The organism is Pseudomonas sp. CROZ-RG-20F-R04-15, assembly GCF_022662375.1.
GTDB lineage: Bacteria > Pseudomonadota > Gammaproteobacteria > Pseudomonadales > Pseudomonadaceae > Aquipseudomonas.
Genome location: NZ_JAKNQL010000013.1, coordinates 32222 through 53944, shown reverse-complemented (window position 1 = coordinate 53944; position 21723 = coordinate 32222). Strand labels below are relative to the sequence as shown.

General features: G+C 62.4%; 11 protein-coding genes. 7 read left to right on the top strand and 4 right to left on the bottom strand.

From position 1 onward, the window contains the following. Positions 1–14: 14 nt before the first annotated feature. On the bottom strand, positions 15–902 hold the full coding sequence (locus L8H52_RS19415; RefSeq protein WP_242208354.1) for a LysR family transcriptional regulator: 888 nt from the start codon (positions 900–902) through the stop codon (positions 15–17). Between the two features lie 99 nt (positions 903–1001). Between L8H52_RS19415 and L8H52_RS19410 the strand changes: the two genes are divergently transcribed. After that, positions 1002–1673, top strand: a complete 672-nt coding sequence (locus L8H52_RS19410) for an NAD(P)-binding domain-containing protein (protein ID WP_242208355.1) — start codon at positions 1002–1004, stop codon at positions 1671–1673. Here L8H52_RS19410 and L8H52_RS19405 read toward each other — a convergent pair. After that, positions 1647–2291: an amino acid transporter gene (locus tag L8H52_RS19405; RefSeq protein WP_242208356.1), complete on the bottom strand. Its 645-nt coding sequence runs from the start codon at positions 2289–2291 to the stop codon at positions 1647–1649. The two genes, L8H52_RS19410 and L8H52_RS19405, sit on opposite strands and share 27 nt — an antisense overlap. 126 nt (positions 2292–2417) lie before the next feature. On the opposite strand from L8H52_RS19405, the gene L8H52_RS19400 reads away from it, so the two are divergent. Continuing rightward, positions 2418–3011: a hypothetical protein gene (locus tag L8H52_RS19400; RefSeq protein ID WP_242208357.1), complete on the top strand. Its 594-nt coding sequence runs from the start codon at positions 2418–2420 to the stop codon at positions 3009–3011. Here the strand turns inward: L8H52_RS19400 and L8H52_RS19395 are convergent, their stop codons facing one another. Beyond that, positions 3012–3578: a hypothetical protein gene (locus tag L8H52_RS19395; RefSeq protein WP_242208358.1), complete on the bottom strand. Its 567-nt coding sequence runs from the start codon at positions 3576–3578 to the stop codon at positions 3012–3014. Between the two features lies 1 nt (position 3579). Beyond that, the gene (locus L8H52_RS19390; RefSeq protein ID WP_242208359.1) at positions 3580–4380 is read right to left on the bottom strand and encodes a DUF2092 domain-containing protein; all 801 of its coding nucleotides are present in this window, start codon (positions 4378–4380) and stop codon (positions 3580–3582) included. A 252-nt stretch (positions 4381–4632) separates the two neighbouring features. Between L8H52_RS19390 and L8H52_RS19385 the strand changes: the two genes are divergently transcribed. From L8H52_RS19385 to L8H52_RS19365, 5 genes are read left to right on the top strand one after another with little or no spacing between them, the layout of a single operon-like run. After that, positions 4633–15948 (top strand): VCBS domain-containing protein, encoded by an 11316-nt coding sequence (locus L8H52_RS19385; RefSeq protein WP_242208360.1) that lies wholly within the window; start codon positions 4633–4635, stop codon positions 15946–15948. Between the two features lie 45 nt (positions 15949–15993). Then, positions 15994–17529 carry a TolC family protein gene (locus L8H52_RS19380; protein WP_242208361.1) on the top strand — a complete coding sequence of 512 codons (1536 nt, stop codon included), beginning with the start codon at positions 15994–15996 and terminating at the stop codon, positions 17527–17529. Further along, complete coding sequence (locus tag L8H52_RS19375; RefSeq protein WP_242208362.1) at positions 17510–18283, top strand: efflux RND transporter periplasmic adaptor subunit; 774 nt, start codon at positions 17510–17512, stop codon at positions 18281–18283. Before L8H52_RS19380 ends, L8H52_RS19375 begins: the two co-directional genes overlap by 20 nt. Continuing rightward, a complete protein-coding gene (locus tag L8H52_RS19370; protein WP_242208363.1) occupies positions 18280–19626 on the top strand; it encodes an HlyD family secretion protein in 1347 nt (448 codons plus the stop codon). Before L8H52_RS19375 ends, L8H52_RS19370 begins: the two co-directional genes overlap by 4 nt. Then, positions 19626–21722 carry an HlyD family efflux transporter periplasmic adaptor subunit gene (locus L8H52_RS19365; protein WP_242208364.1) on the top strand — a complete coding sequence of 699 codons (2097 nt, stop codon included), beginning with the start codon at positions 19626–19628 and terminating at the stop codon, positions 21720–21722. The genes L8H52_RS19370 and L8H52_RS19365 overlap by 1 nt, the downstream gene beginning before the upstream one ends. Position 21723 lies beyond the last annotated feature (1 nt).

Sequence of the window (21723 nt, the reverse complement as noted above, 5' to 3'; positions counted from 1 at the left end):
GCCGGATGCCGCGGTCAGGCAAAGCGCCTGACCGCGGCATCGATGAACTGGCGAACTTTCGCGGTCTTCTGTCGATGCGCCGTGTACAGCAGATGCATTTGTCTGCTCGGCGCCTCGAATCCCTCCAGCAACCTGACCAACTCCCCTCTGCGCAACGCCGGCTGAAGAAAGTCGGCAGGCCCCAGCACAATCCCGAACCCATCAATAGCCGCTGACAACAGCGCCTTGCTCTCGTTGACGTGCAAGCGACTGCTGACCGGCACGCGCTCGACCTCGGCGCCATTGAAAAATGACCACTCATGGTCGGCAGGCCGCGACCAATAGGCATAACCCAGGCACTCATGCTGTTGCAGATCGGCGGGCACTTGCGGCGTGCCGTATTCGGCCAGATAGCGCGGCGCTGCACAAACGATCAAGCGATACGCAGCCAACGGTCTGGCGGTCAGACTGGCCGTCGCCAGCGGACCGATCCGGAAAGCCACCTCAAACCCCTCCTCCACCAGATCCACGGCGCGGTCGGTCAAGTGCAGGTCGATTTCCACCTCGGGGTACTCGCGCAAGAACACGGTCACAAACGGCATCAGACTGTAGGAGCCAAAGCTTACCGGTGCGCTGACCCTGAGCTTGCCGCGCGGTGTGTCGTTCATGACTTGCGCCAGTGAATCAGCGGCTTCAGCCTCACTGACGATGTGCTTGCAGCGCTCGTAATAGGCCTGGCCCAGCTCGGTCAGGCTTTGCCGGCGTGTGGTGCGGTTGAGCAACCGTGCGCCGAGCCGCTGCTCAAGGGCGGCCACGTGCTTGGCGACCATTTGCGCGGACATGTCCAGGCGTTGCGCGGCGCTGGCATACGAGCCGGCTTCGGCCGCCATCACGAAAGCCGCCATGCTGGTCAGCCGATCCATTCGAAACTCCTGTTAGCGAAAGTAAGTAACAGAGTGCGATTTATCTGCACCTGGTCAGGAATCATCATAGTGGCTCCCCACCTGACAGAGGAACACACCATGCGCATTGGAATCGTTGGAGCCGGCTTCATCGGGCGCGCCGTCGCGCAAATCGCTCTCGCCGCCGGGCACGAAGTGATGCTCAGCAATTCGCGCGGCCCGCAGACCATGAGCAGCGTGCTCGCCGGCATCACCGGCATCACCGGCTGCCAGATCGGCACGGCCGAACAGGCCACACAGTTTGCCGACGTGGTGTTGCTGGCCATCCCCTACGAACACATCCCGAGCCTGCAACCCGCCTGGTTCGAAGGCAAAACCGTGCTCGACGCCAACAACTATTACCCGGATCGCGACGGCCACATCGCTGCGCTCGATACGTTCCAGAGCACCACCAGCCGCTTGCTCGCCGAGCATTTGCGCGGCGCCACGGTGGTCAAGGTGTTCAATGCCATTCTCGCAGCGGACTTGCTTACGGATGGCCGCCCGCATGATTCCACCGAGCGGCGCGCCCTGCCCATCGCAGCGGATGACGCGCAAGCCAAGGCGTTGGTCGCGGGTTTGCTGGATGACCTCGGTTTTGATGCGGTCGACGCCGGAGGCCTTGATGAGAGCTGGCGATTCGAACGGGCGAAACCGGCTTATTGCGCGTCGCTGGACAAGTCCGGGCTGGCAAGAGCCTTGGTTGCCGCCGAGCGCGAGGTCGAATTACCCTTGGGCAGTTGGCGGCGCTGATAAAGCCCGCTCAGCGTCCAGCCACTCGTGCTCCGGATGCAACAGCGTCAAATGTCGAACCAGCCAGACGCGCTCCTGCCCCGACATTTGCGGTAAAGCCATTGCGAAATCGCTGCGGTCTTTGGCGCGCGTGTGCCTGGCTTTGAACAAGAGAACGGCAGCAGGTCGCAGATACGGAATACCGGCCGTGCTGCGCAGCACCATGTCGGAGCGCGGGTAGGCAATCGACGGATCGCGTTTGTAGGTCCAGCTATCCGAAGATCCCGGTTCGATCATCACGTCCACGCGCCAGGCCTGTGCGGTGCTGTCGTATCCCCATATCTGAAAAATGTCTTCGGCGGGCAAGCAGGTCGCTGACAGAAACTGGAATGTGCCGTCCTTCACCGCGTAGAAATCCAGATCGTTCAACGCTTGGCGAAAAAAGACAAAATCCGCCCGCAACACCGTGAACTCCAGATCGCTATGATTCCGGGTTTGCTGCCCGAGCCATAGGTCCAGCGCCCAACCGCCGACCACGCACCACGGGCGATTTACCGAGCTCAGAAATGTTGCCAACTCCTCAGGTGTCCAGGGTTGCCATTGCTCTTGATCGGGCACCAGCGGCTGGGCTGTCGTCATGTCTCAGGCTCGTTGTTTTATTGATGGATAACGGGAGTGCGCCATTCGAACCCCTTTCACCACCCGGCTCAAGAGTTTTTATCAGCTAGCCTTGAATCCGCATCGCCCGTCATTCAAGGAGCCGTCATGTACAAGTTCATCAAGACCACCGTGATCGGCGGGTTGCTGTTCATCCTGCCGTTGGTGCTGATCGTCGTGCTGATCGAAAAAGCCATCCACCTGCTGCGCGGGCCGGTGGAAAAGCTGTTGCCGATGTTCAAAGGCTATGACGTCGCGGGCGTGACGCTGGTGAGTGTGGCGACGTTGTTGGGGTTGATCGTGCTGTGTTTTCTCGCCGGGTTGCTCGCGCGCACCTCGGCGGCGGCACGGGCGATGGAAGCCACCGAGAACAAGCTGCTGAGCAACCTGCCGGGTTATCAATTGTTCAAGGACACCACAGCGCGGTTTGCCGGACTGGAAAACGAGGACGGTTCCAAGGTCGGCCTGATTGCCGAGGGCGAAGGCTTTCGGCTGTGCCTGATCGTTGAGAGCGTGGATGACTGGCTGACGATTTTCATGCCGGACGGTGGGCCGGCCGGCGGCACCGCCGGTGAAGTGCGGTTGGTGCCCGCCGCACACGTCATCGTTACCGATCTGTCGTGGCTGACCCTGGCCACCGGGTTGCGCCGTGGCGGCCGTGGCATGCTCGCGCAGATGCAACCCTGGGTGCCGAAAAGCTGATCAAGGCGCGTTGACCACCACATACGTGACATCACTGCCCTGATACTGCGGCTGGTACCAGGTCGAGCCGCATTGCATGTAGGCGACGTTGTACTGAATCACTTGCACACAACTGCTGGGCATTTGCGCCGGGGTGAAGATCGCGCCCACCACTGCCGCCGTGACCGCGACGGTGGCCGTTACTGCCGCAGCGGTCGCCACCGGATGGTAGTGATCGTCGTAGCCATAACGGCCATGGCCGTCGACATCAATATCGACATCGCGACTGTTGTTGATGTTGACGTTTCGGTTGCCGTTGTTGACGTTCGTGCGATTGCCGACGTTATTGCCGGCATTCACCCGATTACCCGAATTGACCCGATTACCGGCGTTCACGTGATTGGTGCGCTGCGGCGCATTGATCCGCTGCGCCCGTTGCGCATTCGGTGCCGGCGCGCGGTTGACGTTGGCGCGCGCATGGCCCTGGGCGCGTTGCCCTCGGGCATCGGCTTCGGCGACATAACCGGCGGTCAACAGCGTTGCGGTGGCCAGCGACAACAACAGAGTCCACGTCATCGACTTGTTCATGTCACTGCCCTCCCTGATCGCTGGTTTTTTTCAACGCAATTGCCACATCGCCCTTGCCCGGTTTGAAGGTGAACTGCGTGTCGGGGATGTTCGGTTTGAGGTTCCACTGATACACCGCGCTGTACTCGGGAAAGCTCTTCTCGTCGGTGGTGGTGATCACCAGTTTGCACGGCAAGGGTTTGTCGGAACGGGTCAGCCACAATTGCCAATCAATGCCTTCCTGACGAAACGCCAAATGGTCGCAGAGCTGGCCCTTGATGATTGACGGCCCGACGTAGAGCGCAGCTTTCAAGGCATCGATCTGCGCCTGATCGCTGCCAAACAGAAACAAATCCTCCATCGGCACCTGCACGCCGTAGAAGTTCTCGACCTTGTGCAGGGTTTCCGCGACGGTGGCCGGGGCGTCGACCGTGGTGTAGTACTTCAGGTACGGCGAATACTGGGTGAGTTTTTTGCCGTTGTAGAAGAACTCGCGGGTGCGCACATCGCCTTCGCTTTTCGCATACAAACGATCATGGCCGACCACTTTCAGGGTGTTGGCGGACTCGGTCTTGATCTTCTGCCCGGACTCCAGAACGGTGTCGCGCGAGACTTGGGCATCGACCTGGAATTTCGGCAGGCTGCGCAGGTAATTGCCCATGTCGATCAGCTTGTCGACCACTTGCGGGTTGATCAACGGCGTGTCGTCGCTGGCCTCGGCAGCGGGCGTTGCGGGCGGCGTGCCGGGCGGGTCTTCGGCGCGGGCGGCCGGCGCGAGCACCAACGTGAACATCAGGCAGACAATACTGGCTGGGGCTTTCATCGGTTGCGCTCCTGTCCCTGGGTTGGGCGTTACGCCCCAAGGGCGACTGACTGACCAGCCTAGACCTCACTATTGCTGTGCGCCAATGCGCACAGCCACACCGCGCATTGATGGCCATAGGCTGTTACCCCGCCTCGTTGCAAGTCCCTGAAGCTGGCTGGAAAAGTGTAAGAAACGGCCTACGCTGAATTTGTCCGTCGCTTGGCGTCGGCACTCATTGGAAGGATTCAGCAGGCAGTACGAGGGCCGATCATGCAAGATTCACGGGGTGGATTTTCCGGCGCGCACTTGCGCCCGCAACGTCAGGCATTGGCGCTGGAGCCAAGAATCCTGTTCGACGGCGCCGCCGCTTCGGCAGCTGCCGATCAACATCACAGCGATCCCGCTGCCCCGCCGGCCGCTGTGGATGCCCAAGTCCCGCACGCCACGCCAACCGAAGGCCGCGCCGCCACCGAGCAAGCACCGTCGGCCGCGCGCAGCCTGCTGGTCATCGACAGTCGCATCGAAAACCGCGACCAACTCGTCGCGCAGTTGCCGGGCAATGTCACCGCGATTGTGGTGAATGTCGGCGAAGACGGCCTGGCCGCGATCTCCGCCGCATTGGCGCAACTGGGCAAGGTCGATTCGATTCAGATCATGTCCCATGGCGCCGCCGGGCAGTTCACCCTGGGCAACCGCACGGTCACCTCAGACAACATCGACTCGCTGGGCAAGACCCTCGAACAATGGCGCAACAATCTGACCCAAGGCGCCGATATTCAGCTGTACGGCTGCGATGTCGGCGCCGGTGTGGCAGGGCAAACCCTGGTCAGCGAACTGGCACGCTGGACCGGTGCCGATGTCGGCGCCTCCAGCAATGACACCGGCAGCAGCAAGGCTGGCGGCGACTGGACGCTGGAAACCCGCGTCGGCGACATCGATAAAAGCATCGCCATCAGCGGCCTCGCCATGGCGCATTTCGATGGCTTGCTGGCGGATGCTGCGCCGACCGCCACGGTGGCCACCGGCGGCAGCGATGTGCTGCTCGGCGACCGCTTCACCTTCACCGTGAATTTCAGCAATACCTCGACCCAAGTGGGTTACGCGCCGTTCATCAACCTGGCAATGCCGGCGACCGGCAAGGATGGCGACGACGGCGTCAATTTCATCTCGGCCACGTATCTGGGGCAAAACCTGATCAGCCATGTCGTCACGTTCGACGCCAATGGCAATGCCACGCACCCATTGGCCAAAGACGCCAACGGCAACTTTCTGATCATCAACGCCGCCACTTACGGCATGCGCGCCGGCGACAAACTGGTGGTCATCGAGTTGCCCTTCGCCAGCGTCACCAACCAGCAACCGGTGATTGGCGTGCAGATCACCGCCAGCCTGAGCAATCTGGCCGACACGGCGTTTTCCAACGGCACACCCGACCTGAGCATTCGCGCCAGTGGCGGTTTCGAATTCGGCAACGATGCACTGGACAACCCGACCAATGATCCGAGCCTGATTCAGGCCGGCACCGCAGCATTCGTCGTGCACCCGACGGTGATTACCGTCAGCGAAACCATCAATACTCCGGAAGGCGAAACCGCCACCGGCCCCAACTACGTGCGCACGCTGACGCTGTCGGCGACGCCGGCACCGGGGCAAACGCTGACTAACGTCGTCGTTACCCAACCGCTGCCAGACAATATTCAAGTCAATTCAATCACCCCCGGTGCCGGCGGGCGGCTGACCTCGATCACCCTGCACGACGGCACCGTGGTGACCAATCCTGCGCAAATCGCCGTGCTGATTGCGGCCAATGACGTTTACATCAACTCGTTCACCGTCGCCTACGACAGCCTTACCGGCAAGACCGATACCGTGGTGGCCTTCTATGTGCCGGAAGTCGGTGCCAACGGCCAACCGGTGATTAACCCGGTGACCGGCGATGCGGTCACCGTGACCCTTGGCCCGCCGACCGCTTCGGGGCAATGGGTGCCGCTGGATCCGCGCGACCTCACCGCGCCGAACACCACCATCGATTTCAGTGGCACCGGCCAGGGCACGCAATTCATCGCCAAGTCGATCACGCTGCTGAAAACCGCGACGATGCAGAACGACATCGGCCACACCGGCATCAGCCCCGGTGACACCCTGCAGTACACCCTCAATCTGGCGATTTCCGACTACTTTGCCTTCGGCAAGGATTTTTTCAACGAAGGCCAACTGGTCATTCGCGATCAGCTCAGCGACGGTCAGACCCTCAGCGGCACGCCGACCCTGACGGTGACCATCAACGGCGTCGCGCAGACCATCACGCTGGTCACCAGCGTGGTGAACAACGCCGATGGCACGACGTCGATGGTGTTCGACATCGCGCAGTCTTTGCGCGATGCGTTTAACAATGTTCGCGGCTGGCTCAACGGCGATCTGGCCTTCGACGACACCTTGCAAGGCGCGGTGATTGCAGTCCTGAGCTATTCGGCGATCGTCGGCCAGACCTACAAGCCGCCGTCGGGCGACCCGCACCCGGACATCAATGAAGGCGACGAGTTGGGCAACACCGCGACGGTGGACGGCACGCTGCTGCAGGATCAGTTCAACCTCACCGGCCAGAGCGAAACCGACGGTTCGAGCACCACCAGCGTCGTCCCCACCAGTAACGTCGATATCAGTCTGGTCGAGGTCAATAACGGCGCACCGCCGGGCAACGGCGAGTTGCGTCCTGGCGATGAAGTGACCTTCGAGCTGAGCTACGACCTGGTCACCGGTGATTATGAGCAATTCAAACTGACGGCTTACCTGCCGCTGCCGTTGTTCAATGTCACCGGGATTACCTGGGGTTCGGGCGGTGACGTCGGTCAATGGGAATTGGGCGCAGGCAATACCAATGCCGGTGGCGTGGTCAGCGTGACCAGCGCCAATGGCAACTCGGTGGTGTTCGATTTCGGCAGTTTTGCCACCAACACCACCACGGGCAGCCGCATTGTCATTCGTTTCACCGTCAGGGTCGGCGATCAGCCGTTTGCCGACCAGCGTTCGCTGGACGTATTGGCGCAATCGAGCCAGCAGACCACCCTCACCGACCGCACGCTGATTTCTTCTGACGTGGTGGCGATCGTTTCCGTCGCCGAACCGGTACTCAACATTAAGCATGGCGTGGTCTCCGGCTCGAACGGCACGGTCACCGGCACGAGCGGTAGCTGGAACCCACCGGGCAGCACCGGTGTGCCGTTCAATGGCAGTGTCACCGATCTTTCGGCGGTCGACGGCAACATCAGCAATATCGACGGCGCCGACCGTTTGCGCCTGGTCACGGCGATTGAAAACAGCGGTGGCGGTGGCGCGTTTGACGTGGTTACCAGTATCACCCTGCCCTCCGGCTTGAGTTTTGTCGGCGGCAGTCTGGCCGCGGCCAATCTGCAGATTTATCGCGGCGACGGCACCTTGCTGGTGTTGGGCACCGACTACAACGTCAGCGGCAACCAGATCAACTTCCTTGATGCGGGTGGTCAGGCCAGTCTGTTGGCCGGACGCAGCGGCACGACCGCCGATAACAGCGGCGCCAACGTCGTGGTGATCAGCTATGACGTCGTGGTCAGTGCGACCATCGAGGCCAGCCGCAGCCTGCAATCCACCGCCACCCTGAGCAATTACGCCAGCGTCAACGGCGGCAGCGATTTCACCCCGACCGACCTCACCGATCTGGCCAGCCAGCAAATCGCCGCGCCGGTGATCAGTAAAGTCTTCGCCGACGGCACGCTGGACAATGGCGACTCCAGCGCCAGCCACACCACGGGCAGCGATCTGGTGGTCGGCGAAAGCATGCGCTACGACATCGTCGTCACTCTGCCGGAAGGCACCACGCAAAACCTGCGCATCGAAGACCTGATTCCACCGGGCATGCGCCTGGACACCACGTTCAATGGCGGTCTCGGCTATCAGATCATCACCACCCGTGCCGGCAGTGGCGCGCTGGGCGCCGATTTTGCCGGCAGCGTGCTGGTCAGCGGTTTTGCCGGGATCGGCGGTGCGTTGGGCGGCGACGGTGTCGATGGGCGCTGGACCTTCAGCGTCTCCAGCGTGTCGGCGGACAACCAGACCGGCAACAACACCTTCGTGATTCGTCTGCAACTGGTGGCCAACAACGTGATTGCCAACCAGGCCAACGTCTCACTGCAAAACAATGCGCAGTTGGTCTACAGCGACCCGGATGGCGACACGCCGAACGGTGCGGTGGCGCTGGATCGCAACGTGGCCCTGAGCGGTGGCCAGCCGACAGTGACCGTGCGCGAGCCGACCCTGCAAATCAATCAGGTGATCACCTCCACCTCCGGCCTTGGCGGTTATGACCAGGGCGACACCGTGACTTTCAATATCACCATCACTAACGGCAATGGCAGCACCGATTTCAGTGCATTCGACATCAGTTTCCTCGACACCCTGCCGACCCAGCTCAGCAACGTCACGCTGGTTGGTGTGCTGTATCAGAACGGTGCGACCAATAACGGTGGCGTGGCGTTTGAAATCGTCGGCGGGCAGTTGCGCACCGCCAGTGGCGCCAATATCGATATCGCCAAGGGCGGCAGCATCGTTTTGCAACTGAGCGGCATCGTCAACGCCAGCGCCGCAGCCCTGTCGAACATCGCCAACGTCGCCAGCGTGCAGTGGACCAGTCTCGACGGCGGCAATGCCGGCGAGCGAACCGGCGTCGACGGCGTGCTCAATGGCGGCACGCTCAATGATTACCGCAACCTGTCGACGTTGCTGATTCCTGTGGCTCAGGCCATCGAAATCTCCCGTGTCGGCGGCCTACCGGACACGGCGGCGCCCAACCCGACCACCGCCACCGTCGAACAAGTCACCGTCGGCGAAGTGATTCGCTACCGCGTAGTGGTGCTGGTGCCCGAGGGCAACAACCCCAACTATCAGGTGCAGATCACCCTGGCCAACGGCTTGCAGTTCATCTCGCCGGACGCGCTGGTCAATGCCCTGCGCATTGCCTTCATCTCCAACGGCGGACTGACCAGCGACGCCAACCTGATCGTTGGCGGCACGCTGAATATCGACGGCAACGAAAACAGTCCTGAGGCGCTGCCGATCACTGCGGATCTGTCTGGCCTGGCGCCGCAAGGCATCTTCGACCCGAGCCGGCTGACGGTCATCACCAACCCCGATGGCAGCCAGGTGGTGACGTTCAACCTCGGCAACGTGGTCAACGGCAATGGCAACGATGACGATCTGGAAGGCATCTCGATCGAGTTCAACGTGCGTGTGACCAACATCGCCGCCAATATTGCCGGCGCACAACTGGCGGTAACCGCGCAGGAAATCGTCAACGGTGCCGGGCGTGCGGTCAGCGATACCGTGTTTGAACGCGTGGTCGAACCGAGCTTCAGCGGCCTCGACAAGCAGATAGTCACCTTCAACCCGAACCCGAGCGGCAGCACTGGCAATGCCACGGTGCAACTGAGCTTCACCCAGAACGGCGGTCTGCCGGCGTTCGATGCGCGCGTCAGCGACGGCTTTGCCGGCGGCAGTAATTACACGTTGCTCAGTGTCAGCATCAACGGCGTGAGTTACGGCCCGGGCAATCTGCCGGCGGGCATCAGTTTCAGCACCAGCGGCGGTTTGAGCGTCAATTTCGATCAACTGGATGTCGGCGCGCAGATTCAGGTGCGCTACTCGGTCGACCTGCCCAACTCGAGCATTGTCGCCAGCAGCAACGCGACACTGACCTGGAGCAGCCTGCCGGAAGACTTCACCAGTTGGGGCGGCAACAGCGTCGGCGTCGATGGCACCACCACCGGCGAACGCGATGGCAGCGCCGTCGGCCCGAACCAGTACATCTTGCGCGACACCGCCGGGCTCGGCGTGATCACCGGCACCTTGTGGAACGACACCGCGAGCCCGACTGCCAGCGCCACACCGGATGGCGCCGGTCTGGCCGGGCAAACCGTGACCCTGACCTGGGCCGGTGCCGACGGCCGCCTCGATACCACGGCCGACAACCTGCAATTCACCACCACCACGGATGCCAACGGCCAGTACCGCTTCGGCGTGTTGCCGCTGGGCGTGTTCCGTATCGACGTGCCGGCGGGACTGGTCAGTTATCCGCAACCGCTGGGCGATTTGCGCGTGCGGGTCGACAGCGACGCCGGCACCCTCGGCCAGATCACCATCACCTTGGGCGATGCCGATACGCAAAGCGCCAACGCCGGTTATGTCGAGCAGAACGACGCACCGGTCAACACCCTCCCCGGCACGCAAAACGGCCTGGAAGATGTGGTGCTGAATATCGGTGGAATCAGCATTGCCGATGTCGATGCCGACCGCGATCCGAACGTCAACGACCGGGCGATCAGCGTGATTCTCACGGTCACCCACGGCACGCTGTTCCTCGGTGCGACCGTGCCCGGCGTCACCGTCAGCGGTGCCAACACCGCGAGCCTGATCCTGACCGGCAACCTCGCCGACATCAACACCGCGCTGGCCAGCCTGCAATATCTGGGCAATGCCAACTTCAACGGCACCGACACCCTCACCGTGCTCAGCAATGACCGGGGCAACTACGGCGATGCCGACGGCGATGGGATTCCCGGCACCGCAGCCGATGCGCTGACCGACACCGACACCCTGCAAATCATCCTCGCCGCCGTCAATGACAACCCGGTCGGCGTCAACGACAGCGCCACGGCTTTGGAGGCCGGCGGCACCAACAACGCCTCCGCCGGTATCGATCCGCGCGGCAATGTGCTGAGCAACGACACCGACGTCGACATCGCCACCAACGCCGATCAGTTGCACGTGGTCTCGGTCGGCCCGGGTGCCGGCATTCAGACGCCGGTGCTCGGCGTGACGGTAATCAACGGTCTGTACGGCCAATTGGTGATTGGCAGCAACGGTTCCTATCAATACGTCGTCGATAACAACAACGCCGCCGTGCAGGCGCTGCGCGTGTCGGGCCAGACCTTGCAGGACAACTTCAATTACATCCTCGCTGACCTTGCCGGTGAAACCTCGACCGCCACATTGAGCGTGACCATTCAGGGCGCCAACGACACGCCGCAAGGCGTCGATGACGACGGTGTGGCCATCGAGGCCGGCGGCGTCAACAACGGCACACCGGGCAGTGACGCCAGGGGCAACGTGTTGAGCAATGATCTGGACGTCGACAGCGCGGCCAATGGCGAAACCCGCAGCGTAACCGGCATTCGCCCGGTGGCCGAGGCCGGTTCCGGCAACTTCACCGCGGTCAGCGGCGCCACGGCGATTGCCGGGCTCTACGGCACCTTGACCATCAACCCCGACGGCACTTACAGCTACGTGGTCAACGACAGCAACGCCACGGTTCAGCGCCTGAGTGCCGGGCAACAACTGGTCGAGTTCTTCAGCTATCGGCTGACCGATGCCGGCGGGCTGGATGATGTCGCGCAATTGCGCATCGTCATTCAAGGTGCCAACGACAACCCGGTGGCCAGCGATGACGCCGCCTCGGCGCAGGCCGCATCCACCAACGGCACCGCCTCGGAAAGCAATCCGAGCGGCAACGTGATTCAGTTCCCCAGCCGTCCCGGGCCGATCACTCAACCGGGCGGCAACGGCGTCGATCAGGACGTCGATGCCAACGATCAGCCGAGCAGCCAGTTGCTGGTCAATGGCGTGATCAACAAAAGCGAAGCCACCTACAATCCGGCCGTCGACGTGCTCAGCGGTGTCGCCACTGGCACCACTTCCGCCAATGGCACCGTGGTGGCCGGGCTCTACGGCACTTTGCGCATCGGCGCCGATGGCTCGTTTTTCTATGATGTCGACAGCACCAATGCGCTGGTACAGGCCCTGGCGCCGGGTCAGACCCTGACCGAGTTCTTCACCTACCGCGTCACCGACACCACTGGCCTGACCGACACCGCGCAACTGGTCATCACCGTGCATGGCGTCAACGATCCACCGGTTGCGCAAAACGTCACGGCGGTGGCCACAGAAGCGGGCGGCGTCGACAACCACACACCGGGTAACAACCCTTCGGGCGATGTCACGGTCAACGACACCGATCCCGATGGCGACCCACTGACGGTGACGCTGATCAAGTCCGGCGCGAGCGCGGATCCAGGCACGCCCATCGCGGTCAATCTCGGCGGTACGGTGATTGCCGGGCTGTACGGCACGCTGACGATTTTCCCCGATGGCAGCTACGTCTACGAAGTCGACAACAGCAACCCCGACGTGCAAGCCCTGCGCCGTAGCGCCGATCTGCTCTCGGAACGTTTCACCTACACCGTCAGCGATGGCGTCGGCGCGACCCCGCAAACCGACACGGCGGAAATCATCGTGTTGATTCGCGGGCAGAACGACAATCCGATTGCCAATGATGATGCCAGCGTGGCCATCGAGGCCGGTGGCCTGAACAACAGCCAGCCCGGTCAGGATCCCACCGGCAACGTGCTGGATAACGACAGCGATGTCGACGGCGGCGAAGTCCCTGGCGACCTGCCCAACTACGACTATGGCGAAACCCGCGCGGTGTCCTCGGTGCGCACCGGCAGCGAAGCCGCAACCGGCACGGCCGGCGCCCTCGGCACCGAGTTGCGCGGCACCTATGGCTGGCTGACCCTGAACGCCGACGGCAGTTATAGCTATCGTCTGGACAACAGCATGGCGGCGGTTCAGGCCTTGCGCGCCGGCAATACCCTGCTCGATGCCTTCAGTTACGAAGTGATCGATGCGGCCGGCGCCACTGATCGCGCCACGTTGAACATCAGCATTCAGGGACGCGACGACACGCCGGTCGCACAGAACGACAGCAACACGGCTGTCGAGGCCGGTGGTGCGAACAATGCCACGCCGGGCATCAATCCGAGCGGTAACGTATTGGCCAACGACACTGACGTCGATGGCAACGGCGAAGTGCTCAGCGTGACTGGTGTCAATCAGGGCGCCTCGGTGGGCCTCATCGGCAGCGGTTTCAATGGCACTTACGGCGTCCTCACCCTGAATGCCGACGGCAGCTACAGCTATCTGCTCGACAACCTCAACCCGCAGGTCCAGGCACTGCGCAGCAATGCCGACACGCTGACGGAAACCTTCACCTACCAGATCCGCGACCTCGCCGGCGCCACCAGCAGCGCGACCCTGACCATCACCATTCGCGGCGCCAACGACAACCCGGTCGCCAGCGACGACAGTGCCGTGGCGGTCGAGGCCGGCGGCACGTTCAACGGCACGCCGGGGGTCAATCCGAGCGGCAATGTGCTGACCAACGACAACGACGTCGATGCCAACGACGCGAAACTGGTGACCGGGATTCGCACGGGCAGCGAAGCGGCCGGCGGCGCTTTCACCAACGTTATCGGCGCGCAGACCTTCAACGGTTTGTACGGCACGCTGACCCTCAACACCGATGGCACTTACAGCTACGTGATCAATAACAGCCTCGCCGCCGTGCAGGCGCTGAAAGTCGGCGATTCGCTGGTGGAAACCTTCACCTACCGCCTGCGCGATATCGCCGGGGCCACCGACACCGCACAACTGAGCATCCGCATTGACGGCGCGTGGGATGCGCCGGTCGCCGCCAATGACACCGCGCTCGCCGTGGCCGATAACGGCAACGGTAACGGCGTCAACCCGAGCGGCAACGTGCTGACCAATGACACTGACGTCGACCAGAGTGACAGCAAAACCGTCACTGGCATCCGTTTCGGCACTGAAGACGCCGGCGGCAGTCTGGCCGGGGTCACCGCAGGCACCGATAACAGCAATGGCACGCTGATCAACGGCCTCTACGGGCAATTGATCATCGGCGCCGACGGCAGCTTCACCTACAACCTCGACTCCAGTAACCCGACCGTACTGGCCCTCGGGCCGCTGCAATTTCTCAACGAGCGCTTCACCTATCAAGTCAGCGACCGTGGCGGACAGAACGATCTGGCGGAAATCCACATCATCATTCGTGGCCGTAACGTTGCGCCAGTGGCCAACACCGACACCGCGACGGCGATCGAGGCCGGTGGCCGCAACAACGATCAACCCGGCCTCAACCCCGGCGGCAATGTGCTGGACAACGACACCGACGCCGAAAGCGATCCGCTGTCGGTGATCGGCATTCACACCGGCACCGTCGACGCGATCGGTACGGTCGGCAGCGTCGGCACTTCACTGCGCGGGTTGTACGGTGACCTGCTGATCAACGCCGACGGCAGCTACAGCTACACCGTCGATAACACTCTCGCTGCCGTCCAGGCCTTGCGCCAGAGCGGTCAGACGCTCAACGAAGTGTTCACCTACACCATCGTCGATCGCTGGGGCGACACCAGCACTGCCGAATTGCGTATCACCGTCGATGGCCGCAACGACACCCCGGTCGCCGTCGATGACAGCGCCACGGCGGTCGAGGCTGGCGGCGTCAACAACGGCACGCCGGGCAGCAATGCCACCGGCAACGTGCTGGACAACGACACGGACGTCGACAGCGTCGCCAATGGCGAAAGCAAACAGGTGCAGAGCGTCAGCAATCAGGCCGGCCAGTCCACCGGCGCCGGGCAAGTGTTGATCGGTCTCTACGGGCTACTGACGTTGAACGCCGATGGCAGCTACACCTACGTCATCGACAACAACAATCCCGTGGTCCAGGCCCTGCGCACAGCGGGCGAAACCGTCAGCGAAACCTTCACCTATCGCATGGTCGACACGGCGGGCGCGACCTCGGATGCGCGCCTGACCGTGGTGATTCAGGGCGCCAACGACGCACCGGTCGCCCAGAACGATAGCGGCTTTGCCAGCGACCAGTCCCCTGCCCCGCAAACCACCGGCAACGTGCTGCCCAACGATGGCGACGTCGATAACAACGACGGCCTCGTCGTGGTCGGCGTGCGCACCGGGGCCGAAGCGGATGGCGGCACGTCCGGCGTCATCGGCCAGCCGATCATCGGTCTGTACGGCACGCTGGTGTTGAACGCCGACGGCAGTTACACCTACACCATCGACCAGAACAACCCCGCCGTCCTCGCTGCCGCCGGTCTCGGCCAGGTTTTGCGCGACGTGTTCACCTACACCATCAACGACCGTGCCGGCGCCAGCGATCAGGCCGAACTGGTGATCACCCTCGACATCGCCACGCCGTTCATACCGGCGCCGGGCGGCAACAACTTCGAGCGTGATCCCAACACCCTCAACCGCAACTTCCTGATCCCGGACCCGCAACCGGCGATCTTCGTCACACCAGTGGTCGAGCGAGCCGCTGAAATCTCCGAGCTGTCGGCGTGGGGCGTCGATGGCAGCAACCTGCGCCTGGCAGCGGTCGGTGAGTTCAGCAGTGATTCGCTGGGCAATGGTCTGGGTCTGGTGCCGGGGCAATTTGTCCAGCAAGCGGTGCGCACCAGTCGTCTCGAAAGCGAACTCGACCTGCTGTGGATTCAGGGGCGTCAGGGCCGTACCGGGCTGAGCGCCGATGGTTTGTTGAGCGATCCGTCGCTGTTCACCTTGAACCCGGCCGACCTGACACACAGTCCGGCACACGCAGAGAAACAACAGGAAAAACCCCGGGCCAAGGGCTTCAGCGCGCAATTGCGCGATGCAGCGCAACGCCGCGCACCACGATAAAGCGGTCGACCTGAAGAAAAATTCGAAGAATGCAAAGGAATGAACATGCGCCTACACGCGACCCGGCTTCTCAGTACCGCCATCGCTTCTGCACTGTTGCTCAGTGCTTGCTCATCAACGGAGCCAAAACCCTCCACCGATGAAGAAAACCGCCAACGGATCATTGCCGACCAGTCACGCATGTATTCCGGTCAGGAGCCGGTCAGCGCGCCGATTACCTTTTATGAGGCCGCCGCACGGGCGCTGAAATACAACCTCGACTACCGCCTCAAACTGATGGAAAGCGCGCTGGCCTCCGACCTGCGCGACGTCTCCAGCCATGAAATGCTGCCGCGTCTGGTCGCGTCGGCCGGTTACGCCGGGCGCGACAACGACTCCGGTGGCACCTCGATCGGCATCGAAGACCGTCAGGTCAGCTTGCGCCCCTCCACCTCGGAAGAACGCTATCGCGAAGTCTACGGCCTCGGTTTGAGCTGGAGCCTGCTGGATTTCGGCGTCGCTTATTACCGTACGCAACAGAAGTCCGACCAGATTCTCATGGCCGAAGAGCGCCGGCGCAAAGTCGCGCAAAACGTCCTGCAAGACGTGCGCAACGCTTACTGGCGGGCGCTCGGTGCCCAGCGACTGATGCCGGAAGTCGACAAACTGCTGATGCGCACCCACACCGCGCTGACCTCGGCCCGCGAAGCCGAAACCCGTGGTTTGCTGCCGCGTCAGGAAATCCTCGCTTATCAGCGTGCGCTGCTCGACTCGATCTACCTGCTGACCGTGCGCCGTCAGGATCTGGAATTCGCCCAGGCTGAACTGTCGGCACTGATGTCGCTGCCGCCGGGCTCGAAAATGATTCTCGCCGACATGCCCGACCCGCCGCTGCCGGAAGTCCGTCAGAGCATGGCGCGGCTGGAACAGTTGTCGCTGGAGAACCGCCCGGAAATCATGGAAGAGTGGTACCGCAAACGCGTCAATCAAAAGGATCTGGAGATCGCCAAGGCGCAGTTGTGGCCGAACGTCAGTGTCGATTTCGGCTACAAGTACGACTCCAACAAATACCTCTACAACAACGACTGGATGAGCACCGGCCTGCAAGTGTCGATGAACCTGATTCGTCTGCTGCAATTGCCGTCGCTGAACGCCGCAGAGAAATCCCAGGGCGAAACCGACGACACCCGCCGCGTGGCGCTGTCGATGGCGATTCTCACGCAAGTGCGGGTCGGCACCCTGCGCTATCAACTGGCGCGGCAGGAAGTCGAGTTCGCCGAAGACAGCCTGCGCGTCGACCGCAGCCTGCTCGATTACGCGCAAGCGGCGAAAACCGGCGCGCTGGGCTCGGAGCTGGAAGTGATCCGCTCCGAAGGCCGTTATTTGCTGTCGCGTTATCAACGTGAGGCGGCGTTTTCCAGCGCTCAGGCTGCGTGGGGGCGGATGTACAACTCGGTCGGCCTCGACGTATTGCCGAAAGAAATCTCGCAACACGACATCAAGACCCTCGCCCGGGAAATCCAGCGCACCTTGAATGAACAAGAACAACAACGTCTGCTCGCTTCTTCGCAAGGAATGCCGAATGCGCAAAATCGCCCTTGAGTCCCGTATCGGGGCTCTGCTGTTGGCCAGTCTGATCCTGCCCGTCCACGCCGAAGACAGCCCTTCGGCCCCCGCTCTGGAAAGTGCCAGTGCGATTCGTGTGTTGCTCGCCGCCGAACTGGAAACCACCCTCTCCAGCCAGATGGCCGGCACCCTCGGTGAACTGAAAGCCGGGTTCGGCGAACAGGTCGCCAAATCCGAATTGCTCGCCCGTTTCAACTGCAATGAAGCCGAAGCGCGCTCGAAAGTCGCCGCAGCGGAACTGGCCATGGCCAAACAGAACCTGCAAGCGAAACAGCAATTGCGTCAGCTCAACGCGGTCGGCGATATCGAAGTGTCGATGGCCAACACCGAAGTGCAAAAGGCTGACGGCGCGCGGGCCATGGGCGCGGCGCAAAGCAGCTACTGCCAAGTGCTCGCGCCGTTTTCCGGGCGGGTGGCCAAGGTTTACGTCAAGCCTTACCAGACCGTGTCGGCCGGCACGCCACTATTCGATCTGGTCAGCGACGGTGCGTTGAAAGTGCGCCTGAACGTGCCTTCGAATTTGCTCAAAGACCTCAAACCCGGCTTGCCGCTGCAAGTCAGCATCCACGAAACCGGCAAGACCTACCCGGCCCATGTCAGCGCCATCAACTCGCGGGTCGATGCGGTGGCACAGACCGTTGAACTGGAAGCCCAACTCAACAACAAATACCCGGACCTGATGGCCGGCATGAGCGGCACGGCGCAGTTCGAACAAGTCGCTCGCCCATGACCATGAACGAATCGCTGCCCCACCCTCACCTGCTGCTCGAACTCGATGCATTGCGGGATAAAGCCATGGCCGCCGACTCGCTGAACAGTCTGGCGTTCAGCATGGCCAACGACTTGTACCCGTTGCTGCCATTTCATCAGGCGCTGGTGTTTGCCCAGCGTGAATCGTCGCTGGAACTGCTCAACGTCTCCGGCCTGTCGCGGCCCAGCGAGGATTCGCCGTATCTGGTCTGGCTGCGCCGCGCCAGTCGCTGGGTCGCGGCGCAAGTGCCCGACGCAGAGCCGGTGTGGATCGCTCAGGAAAACGCCGCGCCACCAGCGGACATTGCCGAAGGCTGGAACGAATGGTGGCCGTCGGGGCTGTGGTGCATACCGCTGCAGGATCGCGACAATCAGCGCTTGGGCCTGCTGATCCTGTTACTGGAGCAGGAACCGCCGGCCGTGTTGTGGCAACACCTCAAAGGCCTGGTCACGACCTGGGCGTATTGCTGGTCGGCGCTGACTCGGCGCAAGCGTTTCAGTCGCTGGCGACCCAATCGCAAGCAACTGCTGCTCGCGGCGCTTGTGCTTGGTGCCCTGCTGTTATTGCCCGTGCGGCAAACGGCACTGGCGCCGACAGAAATCGTCTCGCGCCAGGCGCAGATCATCAGTTCGCCGATCGATGGCGTGATCGAGAAGATTCAGGTTCGGCCCAATCAACCGGTCGAGGCCGGCACAGCGTTGTTTTCGCTGGATGAAACCACCCTGCGCAGCCGCGCCGAAGTGCTCGGCAAGGAAGTTGCGGTCGCCGATGCCGAATTGCAGGCGGCCAGCCAGCGCGCTTTCGACAACCCGCAAAGCAAAAGCGAACTGACCCTGCTCGCCGGCCGCGCGCAGCAACGCCGGGCCGAACTGGCAGCGGTGCAGGCGCAACTCAAGCGCACGCAAGTGCTGTCGCCACGGGGCGGCGTCGCGGTGTTCAGCGATCCCAACGACTGGCTGGGCAAACCGGTCGTCACCGGCGAGCGCATCATGCAAGTGGCCGACCCGTCGCAACCGGCCATGCTCATTCAACTCGCCGTGGCCGATGCCATTGCGCTGGAGCCGGGCGCTGAAGTGACGCTGTTCCTCACGGCATACCCACTGACCCCGCTCAAGGGCCAGATTCTGGAAACCAGTTATCAGGCGCGGCCCAGCGATGAAGGTGTGGTCGCCTACCGTTTGCTCGCCAGCATCGAGGGTGCCCCGGAGCACGCGCGCCTCGGCCTGCACGGCACGGCGAAGATTTACGGCGGGCGGGTGATGCTCGGTTATTACCTGCTGCGCCGCCCCTTGGCGACACTGCGTGCGTGGAGTGGCTGGTGATGCTCGACCCGGCCGACCTGCCCGTCCCGCCGCTGCGTGAAGACTTGCGCCTGAGCGAAGCGGCCCATGGCAGCAACGGCGAACCGGCGTGGGTGATTCAAGACACGGTGATCAACCGGTTCTACCGTATCGGCTGGCTGGAATTCGAGTGCCTGCTGCGCTGGGGTCAGTCGCCACGCACGATCAGCGAACAGATTGCCGACAACACAGCGCTGAAACCGGATGTCGAGCAAGTCCTCGATTTCCGTCAGTTTCTCGAACAGCATCAATTGCTGCGCGCCGGCCCCGCTGCGCTGGAACGTTTGAAGGATAAAAGCGAGCAAGGCAGTTGGCTGACCTGGCGCTGGTGGCTGCACCATTACCTGTTTTTCCGCATTCCGTTGCTGCGCCCGCAACAGCCGTTGCAGGTGTTGGCGCGAGCGCTGGGCTGGGTGTTTCATCCACTCACCGGGATTATCGTGCTGAGCCTGAGCCTGCTCGGGATCATTCTGGTGTTGCAGCAGTGGGACGTGTTCACCAGCGCCGTGGTCGAGTCGTTTTCCACCGAAGGCCTGTTCAGCTTCGCCTTGGCGCTGATCGTCGCAAAAACCCTGCATGAACTCGGACACGCCTTGGTCGCCACGCGCCTGGGGTTGCGCGTCGGGCACATGGGCATCGCGTTTGTGGTGATGTGGCCGATGCTCTACACCGACACCGGCGAGAGCTGGAAACTCAGTCGTTCGCGACAACGACTGGCCATTGCCTCGGCCGGCATCGTCACCGAACTGTCGCTGGCCGGGCTGTCGACGCTGGGCTGGGCGTTGTGCGATCCGGGCGCGTTGCGCAATGCGTTGCTGTATCTGGCGACCACCAGTTGGTTGCTGTCACTGGCGCTGAATGCCAGTCCGTTCATGCGTTTCGATGGTTACTTCATTCTTTCCGACCTGCTGGACTTTCCCAACCTGCACGAACGCGCCTCGGCACTCGCACGAGTGACGTTGCGGCGCAATCTGCTCGGTCTGCAGGAAGACTGGCCGGAAACCTTCCCGACCGGTCAGCGGCGTTTGCTGGTGACCTTCGCGATCATCACCTGGATTTATCGGCTGGTGCTGTTTCTGGGGATCGCGCTCGCGGTCTATCTGTTTTTCTTCAAGGTTCTGGGGATTTTCCTGTTCATGGTCGAACTGTCGTGGTTTATCGCCCTGCCCGTGATGCGTGAGCTGGGCCACTGGTGGAAAAATCGGGCGGCGATTCCCGGTCGCCGCAAACTGGCGTTTTACGCGGTGTTACTAGCGGTTCTCGTCGGGCTGGCGATGCCTTGGCGCACGCAGATCGATGCAGTCGGCGTGGCTCGCGCCGAGCATCAACTGCGCGTGTACGCGCCCTACCCGGCGCGCCTGCAATCGATTCACCCGGACGGCGCGGTCAAGGCCGGGGAAACCCTGATTACCCTCGATGAGCCGGACATCGCCTCACGCCTGCAATCCAGCGAAGCCAATGCGCGCAGTTACGAAGCGCGACTCTCGGGGCTGATCGCCGACCCCGGCGGCTTGGCTGAAGACGCCGTGACCCGCCAACGCCTCAACGTGCAGTTCGAAGAAGCCCGCGCCGCGCGCTCGGAAATCGCCCGGCTGAACCTGCAAACGCCGTTTGCCGGGGTGTGGCTGGACGTCAATCCCGACTGGAAACCGGGGCAATGGGTCGGTCGTCAGGAATCGCTGGGCATGCTGATTGACCCGCGCAGCTGGCAGGTCGACGCGTATGTTGCGCAGGATCAGGTGCATCGCATGGCCACCGGCGATCGCGTGCGCTTTTATCCGGATGGCCAGACCACGCCACTCAGCGGTCGCGTGGTGCAGGTCGGCAGCACCCGCGCCAGTCAGTTGTCGCACCGCATGCTGTCATCACGCTTCGGTGGACCTGTGCCGACCACCAATGCCGAACATTCATTGATTCCGAGCAGTGCGTTGTTTCAGGTGCTGATTCAGCTGGATGAGCCATTGCCGAGCCTGCGCGAAACCCGTGGCCATCTGAAAATCGACGGCGAGCGGCGTAGCCTGCTCGCGGACGGCGCGACCCATGTGCTCGCGGTATTGATGCGCGAGAGTGGCTTCTGAC

What these genes read in the sequence shown, in the direction of transcription:
- L8H52_RS19415 (WP_242208354.1), bottom strand. Translation starts at nt 902, where the DNA reads ATGGATCGGCTGACCAGCATGGCGGCTTTCGTGATGGCGGCCGAAGCC.
- L8H52_RS19410 (WP_242208355.1), top strand. Translation starts at nt 1,002, where the DNA reads ATGCGCATTGGAATCGTTGGAGCCGGCTTCATCGGGCGCGCCGTCGCG.
- L8H52_RS19405 (WP_242208356.1), bottom strand. Translation starts at nt 2,291, where the DNA reads ATGACGACAGCCCAGCCGCTGGTGCCCGATCAAGAGCAATGGCAACCC.
- L8H52_RS19400 (WP_242208357.1), top strand. Translation starts at nt 2,418, where the DNA reads ATGTACAAGTTCATCAAGACCACCGTGATCGGCGGGTTGCTGTTCATC.
- L8H52_RS19395 (WP_242208358.1), bottom strand. Translation starts at nt 3,578, where the DNA reads ATGAACAAGTCGATGACGTGGACTCTGTTGTTGTCGCTGGCCACCGCA.
- L8H52_RS19390 (WP_242208359.1), bottom strand. Translation starts at nt 4,380, where the DNA reads ATGAAAGCCCCAGCCAGTATTGTCTGCCTGATGTTCACGTTGGTGCTC.
- L8H52_RS19385 (WP_242208360.1), top strand. Translation starts at nt 4,633, where the DNA reads ATGCAAGATTCACGGGGTGGATTTTCCGGCGCGCACTTGCGCCCGCAA.
- L8H52_RS19380 (WP_242208361.1), top strand. Translation starts at nt 15,994, where the DNA reads ATGCGCCTACACGCGACCCGGCTTCTCAGTACCGCCATCGCTTCTGCA.
- L8H52_RS19375 (WP_242208362.1), top strand. Translation starts at nt 17,510, where the DNA reads ATGCGCAAAATCGCCCTTGAGTCCCGTATCGGGGCTCTGCTGTTGGCC.
- L8H52_RS19370 (WP_242208363.1), top strand. Translation starts at nt 18,280, where the DNA reads ATGACCATGAACGAATCGCTGCCCCACCCTCACCTGCTGCTCGAACTC.
- L8H52_RS19365 (WP_242208364.1), top strand. Translation starts at nt 19,626, where the DNA reads ATGCTCGACCCGGCCGACCTGCCCGTCCCGCCGCTGCGTGAAGACTTG.